Annotated in this window: 9 protein-coding genes; all 9 read left to right on the top strand. The window is 60.3% G+C overall.

Going from position 1 to position 11107, the window contains the following annotated elements; genetic code table 11:
* Window positions 1-333: 333 nt before the first annotated feature.
* A complete protein-coding gene (locus BN1800_RS38005) occupies window positions 334-672 on the top strand; it encodes a hypothetical protein (RefSeq protein WP_027513753.1) in 339 nt (112 codons plus the stop codon).
* A gap of 150 nt (window positions 673-822) precedes the next feature.
* Window positions 823-1029 (top strand): hypothetical protein, encoded by a 207-nt coding sequence (locus BN1800_RS38000; RefSeq protein ID WP_027513754.1) that lies wholly within the window; start codon window positions 823-825, stop codon window positions 1027-1029.
* 177 nt (window positions 1030-1206) lie between these two features.
* Window positions 1207-2013, top strand: coding sequence for a pseudouridine synthase (locus BN1800_RS37995; protein WP_087005911.1), 807 nt, complete (start codon window positions 1207-1209; stop codon window positions 2011-2013).
* A gap of 5 nt (window positions 2014-2018) precedes the next feature.
* Window positions 2019-2714: a phosphoribosyltransferase gene (locus BN1800_RS37990; RefSeq protein WP_244564798.1), complete on the top strand. Its 696-nt coding sequence runs from the start codon at window positions 2019-2021 to the stop codon at window positions 2712-2714.
* Window positions 2715-2816: 102 nt separating this feature from the next.
* Window positions 2817-4562 carry an SLC13 family permease gene (locus BN1800_RS37985; RefSeq protein WP_087005909.1) on the top strand — a complete coding sequence of 582 codons (1746 nt, stop codon included), beginning with the start codon at window positions 2817-2819 and terminating at the stop codon, window positions 4560-4562.
* Between the two features lie 75 nt (window positions 4563-4637).
* The gene (locus BN1800_RS37980) at window positions 4638-5582 is read left to right on the top strand and encodes a phosphoribosylaminoimidazolesuccinocarboxamide synthase (protein ID WP_027513758.1); all 945 of its coding nucleotides are present in this window, start codon (window positions 4638-4640) and stop codon (window positions 5580-5582) included.
* Between the two features lie 113 nt (window positions 5583-5695).
* Window positions 5696-6298 carry a TetR family transcriptional regulator gene (locus BN1800_RS37975; RefSeq protein WP_087005906.1) on the top strand — a complete coding sequence of 201 codons (603 nt, stop codon included), beginning with the start codon at window positions 5696-5698 and terminating at the stop codon, window positions 6296-6298.
* A 156-nt stretch (window positions 6299-6454) separates the two neighbouring features.
* Window positions 6455-7675: an efflux RND transporter periplasmic adaptor subunit gene (locus BN1800_RS37970; RefSeq protein ID WP_087005915.1), complete on the top strand. Its 1221-nt coding sequence runs from the start codon at window positions 6455-6457 to the stop codon at window positions 7673-7675.
* 47 nt (window positions 7676-7722) lie between these two features.
* Window positions 7723-10827 (top strand): efflux RND transporter permease subunit, encoded by a 3105-nt coding sequence (locus BN1800_RS37965; RefSeq protein WP_087005903.1) that lies wholly within the window; start codon window positions 7723-7725, stop codon window positions 10825-10827.
* The last annotated feature ends 280 nt before the right edge of the window (window positions 10828-11107 follow it).

Genomic DNA, 11107 nt, shown 5'->3' with positions numbered 1-11107 from the left:
AGACCCCGCCCCACGAACTAGTCAACACCACCAATCCAACTTTTTTGACATTTTTGTAACAGACTGTTTTCACAAGGGTTTTTAAGGCAGATTTATTCACAGGCCCGCCCTTCACCGCGCTTGCTTGAAGGAAATCTTTATCGACTGGTCAAAAATCGCGAAAATCCACCCGTCTGCCGGCCAAAACTTATTCAAAAACAGCCGTGAAGGCGGATTTATGGTTAATCAACGGTAAAGATCAGCCCGAAACAGCGACCGTGGCCGATATCACCCGAAATCGGAACCTAATGCGGCGTTTCGTGTTTTTCTTCCATTGCAGGAAAGGAGACCGATATGCCTACCAATACCGAAGACATCCGTGCATCCGTCAGCAAGGACATCACTGCGCTTCAACAGGAAGTGTCGCGCCTGCAGAAGATGATTTCCGCTCAGGGCGCCGAAGCCTATTACGAAGTACGCGATCGCGCCGGCAAAGCCTATGATGAATCGCTCCCTCGTGCCAGGAACGCCGTTGCCCAGCTCCGTGCCGAGAGCAAAGCCGCAGCAGGTGCTGCGCGCGAACATGCGGCGGCAACGACAACCGCATTGGCGCTCGCCGGCGCCTTGGGATTCCTCGCCGGCTACCTGATGAGCGGTTATCAGCAGCCCGAGCCGCGCAATTGGTGGCGGTAGCGGTCAGGACGATTGCCGCAATGCACAATAAAGATGACTTTTTGAAGGGCCCCTGATCCGGAATTCGGTAGGGCCCATAAACACTTACGTCTTAGAAAAACCAATTTTTAATGACATGAGGACGATCATAATAATGAGGGAGGATAAACCATGGAAAACAAGAAGGCGCATTGTATCATCGAGGTCAGCGTCGACAGCGCGAACGGTCGCCATGCAGTTGGCATCATGAACATGCGCCAGGCACTCGAACTGCCCGAAATGCCGAGCCTGACCTACACCCATCCTGATCCGGTAAAAGCCGCCGCAGGCATCGTGGTCAATCGTCAGGAGCTGGCAGGCTACCTCGCCTGCCGGTAAGGCCGGCAGGCTTTAAAAAATATCATGAACGTAGCCGCCGTCGCGGACGACCCTGTTCGGCTGCAGTTCAACACGCGCGCTCCCCTTCATTATTCCTTTGAGTTTCCGCCGCCTTCGCTGGTATCTGTCTGCCGTTCGTGCAAAAAAGCGGCATCGCAATCGAACAAGGACTGCTGAGTGAGGGAGCGGCGCCCACCGCAGAAATCGCATGAACGCGGGAAAGCCAACGCGGATGCCGGCGGCAAGCGGGTCACCCTGCCCCGCGCCCTTTCGAAGCTTGGTTATTGCTCCCGTACCCAGGCCGAGCGCCTGATCGCCGAAGGCCGTGTTGCGGTCAATGGGCGGATTATCCGGAATCTCGACGCCTGGGTCGATCTTTCATTCGCAAAACTCGAAGTCGATGGCGCACCGATCGCCGCAGAGGCGAAAATCTACCTGATGCTGAATAAGCCGCGCGGGCTTGTGACGACCCGGCACGATCCAGAAGGGCGCCCGACGGTCTATGACTGTCTGAAGGAATTCGACATTCCGCATCTTTCGCCGGTCGGCCGGCTCGATAAGGCAAGCGAAGGCCTGCTGCTCTTCACCAACGATACTGAATTCGCGCAGGCCCTGCTCGATCCGATCACCCATGTGACCAAGACCTACCATGTACAGGTCGACCGCATCATGGATGCGGAATCGCTCGCCGAAATGACATACGGCATCCGGAACGACGGCGAAGTGCTGACGGCGACGGCCGCACGGCTCCTGCGGAGCGGCGATAGGAACTCCTGGATTGAGGTGGAACTCGACGAGGGCCGCAACCGGCAGATTCGCCGCATGCTCGAAGCCACGGGCGCCGAGTGCCTGCGGCTGGTGCGGGTTGCGATCGGCGGGCTTGATCTCGGGGAACTGCCGAAGGGCTCGGTCCGCGCATTGACCGAGGCGGAACTGCGCGATCTGAAGCGGCGGGCGGGCATGGAAAGAACAGGGCGGAATTGATGCAGATGGACGACATCACGCCGCATGATTTCTGGCAGGAGCTCCATCCGCCGGGCAGCTTCCCGACGGATGGCGATTTCACCTCATTCTATGTTGCGGAACTGGAGGACGGCCGCCAGCTCCGTCTGCCGATCCGCGTGCTTGCCGACGGCGAACACGCGCTCGCCTCGCTCATCGTCAACCAGGCGAGCTTCGCCGTGCTCGATGCGCTGGCCGGGCAACTGGCGGCAAAGATCGAGCACTTCGACATCGACATCGTCGCAGGCCTGCCGACGCTCGGGTTGACCCTTGCTGCCGCCGTTGCGCAAAAGCTCGGACACGCGCGTTACGTGCCCTTCGGAACCTCCCGGAAATTCTGGTATCGCGACGACCTTTCGGTCTCCCTGTCATCGATCACCACGCCGGAGCAGCAGAAGCGTCTTTATATAGACCCGCGTATGCTGCCGCTGCTTCAGGGCCGCCGTGTCGCGCTGATCGACGATGTCATCTCCAGCGGCAGCTCGATCGTCTCCGGTCTGCAGCTGGTGGAGGCCTGCGGCATCGAGCCAGCCGTCATTGCCGCAGCGATGCTGCAATCCGGACGCTGGCGGGAGAAGCTTGCCGCTAGAGGCGCCCAATGGCCCGATCGCACTGTCGGCGTCTTCGCGACGCCGTTGCTCGAAAGGACGGCAGAGGGCCGCTGGCGCGCGCCCACCGCCTGATCGTGCACAACATGAGGATTGTTCGACCTTTCCTCGCGCCCTCCCTATACAGCCCCCTTCGAATGGCTACATTCCGCTGACGGTTGAAACGCGAGCCCACCCATGACGTTCGAGCAAGCATCCCTGCTGATCCTTCTCTCGGCGATGCTCATTCTGTTCTCGCTGGACCGTGTCCGCATCGAGGTCGTGGCGATCGGCGGCCTGCTTGCCGGATATGTGCTCGGGCTTTACCGCGCCGATCAGGTCTTCGCCGGTTTCGCAAGCCCCGTCGTCATCACAGTCATCGAGATTCTGCTCATCGTTCAGGTACTCGCTCACGCCAAACTGTTCGATAGCCTCTCTGTGCGTTTTGCCGCCATCGGACTATCTGGCTTCGCGGTCATCGCCAGCCTTTCGGTGATCACCGGTTTCATCTCGATCTTCATGAACAACATCGGCGCCTTCGCGATCATGCTGCCAGTCGCGATCCGCATCAGAGCCGCCATGAATATCCCGCAGCGTCAGCTTATCATGCCGCTTTCCTTCGCAGCACTTCTCGGCGGCCTCATATCGCTAATCGGAACGCCGGCCAATCTGCTGGTCAGCGATGCATTGGCCAAGGCAACGGGCGCCGGCTTTCATTTCTTCGACTTTGCCTATGTAGGCCTCCCCGTCGCGATCGCCGGAATTCTGCTGATGGCCGCCTTCGTTCCGCTTCTGCTTCCGGAAGCGGACGACCAGCCTGCCGCTGCGCCGCCAGCCCGGCGGCGCATCGTGACGGAACGGCGCATTCCTGAGGGTTCGCCGCTTGCCGGCGTGCGGCTTCTCGATTGCCCCCGCCTCTTTGAAATCCAGCCGCACGCATTGATCCGCAACGGCCAGTTCGTCTTCGGTCCGCTCGATCAGTCGACCATCGCGGCAGGCGATACCTTGCTTGCCGAAGGCGCCGACACGGTCTTTGCCGATCTCGCAGCCTCGGCCGCGCTCGTTCCGAAAATCGATCTGAATGGATTGCAGCCGGATTTCACCCGGATTGAAGCCGTTGTCATGCCGGAGAGCACGCTGGTGGGCTCGCGCATCCGCTCGCTCGAGGTCTTCAAAAGCCGGGCCGTCGCGGTTGCCGCACTCTCCATGCGGTCGCCACGGATTGAGGGCCGCTTCGATGATCTGCAGCTCTCGATCGGCGATATCCTTGTGCTCGAAGGCCCCGCCGAGGCGGTTGCCGAAGCGCTTGAAGAATGCGAGTGCCTGCCGCTCGCCTCCCAGCCCGCAGGCGAGGCGGTGTCGAATGCTTGGCTGCCCTTCGTGATCTTTGCTGCTGGAGTGATGCTTTCCGCTGCCGGTCCCGCCCGCCCGGAGATCGCATTTGCGGCTGTCGTGCTCGCGCTTGCGCTGATGGGCTATCTCAACATCCGTCAGGCCATGGCGGACATTAACTGGCCGATCGTCATCATGCTGGCCGCGATGATCCCGATCGGCTCGGCCGTCGCGACGACGGGCACGGCCGAGATGGTCGCCCACTGGTTGAGCCTATTCGTGCCGATATCGATGCCGCTTGCCGGGATCGCACTCCTGCTTTTCATCGCCATGGCACTCACTCCTTTCGTCAACAACGCGACGGTGGCGATCGTGCTCAGCCCCGTTGCGCTGGAATTCGCGGAGGTGGCGCATCATGCCCCGGCGGCGTATCTGATTGCTGTTGCCGCCGGCGCATCGCTCGATTTCCTGACGCCCTTCGGCCACCACAACAATACGCTGGCGATGAGCATCGGCAGCTACCGCGTTTCAGACTTCCTGCGCGCCGGCAGTCCCCTGGCTGTTGCTTCCTATCTTCTCACCGTTCTTCTTGTTGCCCTGATCTGGCTTTGAACGCCATTTGCTTGACATCCCCCGGAATGAAACTAGAGCAAGGATGAACCCGAGCGATAAAGGACCGCCCTGCCCGTGCGAATTCTCTCCGAAGCCCATTTCCCCGAACTGCCGAACTACTACCGCGGCAAGGTGCGCGAGAATTACGACCTTCCGGATGGCAGCCGCATCATCATCAGCACCGACCGCCTCAGCGCTTTCGACCGCATCCTGACCTGTGTCCCTTATAAGGGCCAGGTACTGACGCAGACGGCGCGCTACTGGTTCGAGGCGACGAAGGATATCTGCCCGAACCATGTCATCGCTTATCCGGACCCGAATGTCGTCATCGGCAAGCGGCTCGACATCCTGCCCGTCGAGGTCGTCGTGCGCGGTTATCTCGCCGGCACCACCGGCACGTCGATCCTCACTCTTTATAAGAAGGGCGAGCGCGAAATGTACGGCATGCGCCTGCCGGACGGTATGCGTGACAACCAGCGCCTGCCCGAGCCGGTAATCACTCCCACCAGCAAGGAATTCGACGGCGGCCATGACGAGCCGCTGACGCCTGGCGAGATCGTCAGCCGCGGGCTGCTGACGGTGGAACAGTGGGAAATGCTTTCCAGATACGCGCTCGCGCTTTTCGCCCGCGGCCAGGAAATGGCTGCGAAGCGCGGCCTCATCCTTGTCGACACCAAATACGAATTCGGAACGGACAAGGACGGCAATATCATCCTCGCCGACGAAATCCACACGCCGGACAGCAGCCGCTACTGGCTCGCGGACAGCTTTCAGCAGTCCTTCGAAGCGGGCACGCGCCCTGCAAGCTTCGACAAGGATTTCGTCCGCGCCTGGGTCGCCGAACGTTGCGACCCCTATAAAGATGAGATCCCCGAGATCCCGGTCGAACTGATTGAGCAAACCTCGAAGGTTTACATCAAGGCCTATGAGGCGATTACCGCCCGGTCTTTCGTGCCGGATGACAGCGGCGAAACCCCGGTTGCCCGTGTCCGGCGCAACCTTGCGCGCTATTTCCCTTAAAAGTCCGGGACGAACCGCCCGAAAGCAGCCTCTACGCTTGCGGGTTTTCGCCTGAAGGCGCTAGCATCGGCAAATAAGAGGTGCCGGCCGGAAAAAGGCCAGCGGGGGAACGAATGGCACGAAGGCCGCGGCGCAAGGCCGAGGAAACGCGGGAAGACATTCTGTCGATGGCCGAATTGCTGTTCCGCCAGCGCGGTTTCGTCGCCGTATCGATCGCCGACATCGCCTCCTCCCTCGGCATGTCGCCGGCAAATGTCTTCAAGCATTTTCATTCGAAAGTGGCGCTCGTCGATGCCATCGCCGAGCGGCATCTCGGCAGCGCTACCGAGCGCTTCGGCTCTTTCGACCGAAATCTGCCGCCGAAAGAGCAACTGCTGCGTTTCGTGCTTCGGCTTCTCGACAGCCACCTTAAGGACATTCAGGAAAATCCCTACATCTTCGAAATGGTGCTGACGACAGTTCAGGCGAAGCTTGAAGCGGGTAATCGCTACCGCGAGCGAATCGAGCAGAAACTCCAAGAAATCATCCGCGACGGGGTTAGCTCAGGCCGTTATAAATGTACTGATCCCCGTCGCGCCGCCCATACCGTTGCCGATGTCCTTGCATCGGTGCTGCACCCCGTGCTGATCGCCCGTGACGATAAGGATGCACTCGTACACAGGGCTGAGGAGATCGTCTGTTTTGTGGATACTGCACTGCAAAATAGCGCTTGCTAAGTGACGATCATTGAATTACGTCACTTCGGAAATCTTTTCTTAAGTTCGGATCGAAGGGTATTTGAATCCCGGTAATCACGCTCCTTATATGGGGGCAGCGCTCCTCGATGGAGCCGATGATCCGATCCGCAAATGCCAACCGCAAGGGACTTCAGCATGATACGGCGTGGCTTCATCATTTCTTCAGCTTTGTTGCTGGGCGCATTACTCACGGCCTGCAGCGACAACGGCAACAACCAGGCCGGCGGCACCGGTGCGCCTGGAGCGGCGGCACAGCAGGCAGCCCCGGTCGGCGTCTTGGCGCTGGAGAAGGACACTTTCCCGGTCACGACGATCCTTCCGGGTCGGGCCGAGGCCTATCAGACGGCTGATATCCGCCCGCAGGTCAGTGGTATCATTCGCGAAATCGCCTTCAGGGAAGGTAGCGAAGTCAAGAAAGGCGACCTTCTCTACCAGATCGAAGACGCGCCTTATGTTGCAGCCGTCGAACAGGCCAAGGCGGCAATCGCCAAGGCCGAAGCCAGCGTGCCGAGCGCGCAGAGCAATTTCGACCGCTACCAGCGTCTCGTCGGCAGCGGCGCAACGCAGATCGAATTCGAAACGGCAAAGACCACTCTTCTCCAGGCACATGCCGAGGTTGAATCGGCCAAGGCCGCCCTTGCCGCTGCGCAGATCGATCTCGACCACACGAAGATCGCTGCCCCGTTCGACGGCGTCATCGACCAGACGATCTATAGCGTGGGTAACGTCGTTGCCGCCAACCAGACGACGGCGCTGACGACGATCCGCCAGCTTGACCCGATCTACGTTTCGCTGACGGAATCGAGCACCAATCTCCTCAGGCTGCGCGATGCCATGGCATCCGGCACAGTTCGGGACGAAGGCGGAAATGTCGCCTTCCGGCTCATCCTGGAAAACGGCAAGGAATACGCCCAAAAGGGCAAGCTGGATATGTCGAAGCAGATCGTCAGCGAGACGACCGGCACCTTCATCATCCGCGTGCTCTTCCCAAATCCGGATCTCGTCATTCTGCCAGGCATGTACGTCCGCGCAACCGTCGAACTCGGCGCCGAAGTCGGCTATGCCCTGCCGCAACTCGCCACCAGCCGTGACGCAACCGGACGCCTGACGGCGCAGTTCATCTCCGCTGACGGCAAGGTCGAGACCCGTGTCTTCGAAAACGCCTCGCCCTCCAATAATTCCTGGCTTGTGACCGACGGCGTGAAGGATGGCGATCAGCTGATCATAAGCGGTCTGCAGTCGATTGCGCCCGGCATGCCGGTCACGCCCGTCCCGATGAAGATCAATGAAAGCGGTGTGGTCGTGGCTGCAGAGCAGGCAGCGGCCGGTGACGCCCAGAAGCCGGCCGCGCAGTAAGACGCGCCCGCCTCGAACGTTGACCCAAGCCGCACAGGAATAATTTGATGGCCAAGTTTTTCATCCGACGCCCGATTTTTGCCTGGGTTATTGCGATCACCATCATGCTCGCGGGCTTGCTCGGCATCTTTACGCTGTCGATCTCGCAATATCCGGACATCGCGCCCACCACGGTGCGCATCAACGCCACCTATCGCGGTGCGAGTGCCGAAACCGTCGAGAAATCGGTGACGACGATCATCGAAGACGGTATGACCGGCCTCGACGATCTCACATACATGACGTCGACCTCGTCGACCGGTTCGGCCAGCATCTCGCTGACTTTCGGAACAAGCGCCGACCCGGACATCGCGCAGGTTCAGGTCCAGAACAAGCTGCAGCTCGTTCAATCGCAGCTTCCCGACGACGTCATCGATGCCGGCATCAGCGTCACGCGCTCGACGTCCAGTATCCTGCTGGTCGGTTCGCTGGTTTCGACCGATGGAAAGCGGAATTCCGTCGATCTCGGCAACATCCTGTCGAATCAGATCGAAGATCAGATCCAGCGCCTCGAAGGCGTGGGCAGCATCAATATCTTCGGTTCAGGCTACGCCATGCGCGTCTGGCTCGATCCCTTCAAGCTGCAGAAGTACCAGCTGACGCCAAGCGACGTGACCTCCGCCATCGAGGCGCAGAACACGCAGGTCTCTGTCGGCTCCCTCGGCGCGCAGCCGCTCGTCGAAGGCCAGCAGCTGAACGTGACGATCACGGCGCAGAGCCAGCTGACGACGGTCGCAGATTTCGAGCGGATCATTCTGAAAGTGGAAAAGGACGGCTCCACCGTCCGCCTCAGCGACGTCTCGCGCGTCGAAATCGGCCAGGAAAGCTACGGCGGCTCATCGCGCTACAACGCCCAGCCGTCGAGCGGCTTCGCCGTCAACCTCGCGATTGGCGCCAACGCCATTGACACCGCAGAGCGCGTTCGTTCGGCGCTCGACACGATCGGCCGCGGCCTGCCGGAAGGCGTCGAGATCACCTATCCTTACGACACGACGCCCTTCGTTGAACTGTCTATCGAGAAGGTCGTCCACACCCTCATCGAAGCGATCGTTCTCGTCTTCGTAGTTCTTCTTGTCTTCCTGCAGAACCTGCGCGCGACGCTGATCCCGACCATCGCCGTGCCGGTGGTCCTGCTTGGTACCTTCGGCATTCTCGCGGCGACGGGATATTCAATCAACACGCTGACCATGTTCGCCATGGTTCTTGCGATCGGCCTTCTCGTCGACGACGCTATCGTCGTTGTCGAGAACGTCGAGCGCATCATGTCGGAGGAAAAACTGTCGCCGCTTGAGGCGACCGAGAAGTCGATGGGCGAAATCACCGGCGCCATCGTCGGCATCGCGCTGGTTCTGACCGCCGTCTTCATTCCGATGGCCTTTTTCGGCGGCTCCACCGGCATCATCTACCGTCAGTTCTCGGTCACCATCGTTTCGGCCATGCTGCTTTCGGCCCTCGTCGCCATCGTGCTGACGCCGGCGCTCTGCGCGAGCATGCTGAAACCCGTCGGCGAACACAAGAAGCACCGCATCGGCGACTGGTTCAACCGCAACTTCACGCGGTCGACCAACGGCTATGTCCGCACTATCGGCTATCTGCTGAAGCGTCCGATCCGGGTCATGCTGGTGTTCCTGCTTGTCGGCGCCGGTTGTGCCTATCTCTTCACGCGCCTGCCGAGCTCGTTCCTGCCGCAGGAAGATCAGGGCGTTCTGCTGACGATCGTCACCACACCACCCGGCTCGACCACGCAGCAAACGCAGGCGGTCGTCGAGAAGGTCGAGAAATACTATCGCGAAAACGAGAAAGACGCCGTCGAATCGGTCTTCGGCGCCCTCGGCTTCGGCTTCAACGGCTCCGGCCAGAACAGCGCGATCGTCTTCACCAAGCTCAAGGATTTTTCACTTCGTAGCGATCCCAATCAGCACGCGCAGGCGATCGTGACGCGCGCTCTGAAGACCTTCTTCACCTTCCGCGAAGCACAGGTCTTTGCGCTTCTGCCGCCGGCGATCCAGGGTCTCGGTGTATCCAGCGGCTTCTCGATGTATCTCGTCGACACCGGCGGACACGGCACGGCTGCACTCGACACCGCCTCCAAGCAGCTGATCCAGATGGCCAATGCCAGCGGCAGGGTGGTTGCTCTCCGCAGCAACAACAAGGAGGTCGAGCCGCAGATGAAGATCGTCATCGATCAGGAGAAGATTGGTGCCATGGGCGTCGATATCTCTGCGGTCAATGCGATGCTTTCCGTTATCTTCACCGGCCGCGACGTCAACGACTTCACGCTGAACGGCGAGATCAAGCCGGTCTACGTGCAGGGTGACGCGCCCTTCCGGATGCAGCCGACCGATCTCGACCACTGGCACGCCCGCAACAGTTCGGGTGAAATGGTACCTTTCTCCGCCTTCACGACGACGGAATGGGTCAAGGGTGCGCCGACGCTTGCCCGCTTCAACGCAGTGAGCGCAATCCCGCTCGAAGGCGCTTCGGCGCCGGGTGTCAGCTCCGGTGATGCGATGAACGAGATGGAGACCCTGACGGCGAAGCTCGGCGGCGGCTACACAGTCGCCTGGCAGGGCATCTCCTATCAGGAGCGGCTCTCGGGCTCGCAGGCGCCGATGCTCTACGCCATCTCCGTGCTCGTCGTCTTCCTCTGCCTCGCAGCGCTCTATGAAAGCTGGTCGATCCCCTTCTCGGTCATCATGGCGGTGCCTGTCGGCGTACTCGGCGCGCTGACCGCCGCAACCCTCTTCGGGCAGGCGAACGACGTCTACTTCAAGGTCGGTCTTCTGACGACGATAGGTCTGGCGGCAAAGAACGCGATTCTGATCGTCGAATTCGCCAAGGACCGGATGGAGACCGGAATGGGCCTCTTCGAGGCGACGCTGGAGGCGGCAAGGCTGCGTTTGCGTCCGATCATCATGACCTCGCTTGCCTTCATTCTGGGCGTCGTGCCTCTTGCCGTCGCAACTGGCGCAGGCTCCGCAGCCCAGAACGCTATCGGCATCGGTGTCCTCGGCGGCATGCTCGCGGCGACTGCGCTCGGGATTTTCTTCGTGCCGTCCTTCTTCGTCGTCATCCGCCACCTCTTCTCCCGCCGCCGGAAAATTGTGGCGTGAGTGTGATAAAAATGCACTGCCAGAATGAAAGACTCGTTGATACATTGCCCGCGGACTGCTTCGGCGTGGTGTACCTCGTTGGGACGAAGCGCGGCCGACGGCAAAGCATGATGCTTTTGGCAAGAATTGAGACTTGGTCGAGTTACAGGAAGAAATGAATGGTATCTCTTCGTTTTGCCACACCGGCACTTTTGCTTTTGCTTGCAGGCTGCGTGAGTGGCCCGGATCACACGCCGCCTGAGATGCCTTTGCCGGCAAAGTTCGGCGAGGGCGGGAAGAA

Origin of the sequence: Rhizobium sullae (genome assembly GCF_900169785.1) — a bacterium.
Lineage (GTDB): Bacteria > Pseudomonadota > Alphaproteobacteria > Rhizobiales > Rhizobiaceae > Rhizobium > Rhizobium sullae.
Note: the sequence above shows the minus strand (reverse complement) of the source record. Positions and strands in the feature narration are given on the sequence as shown.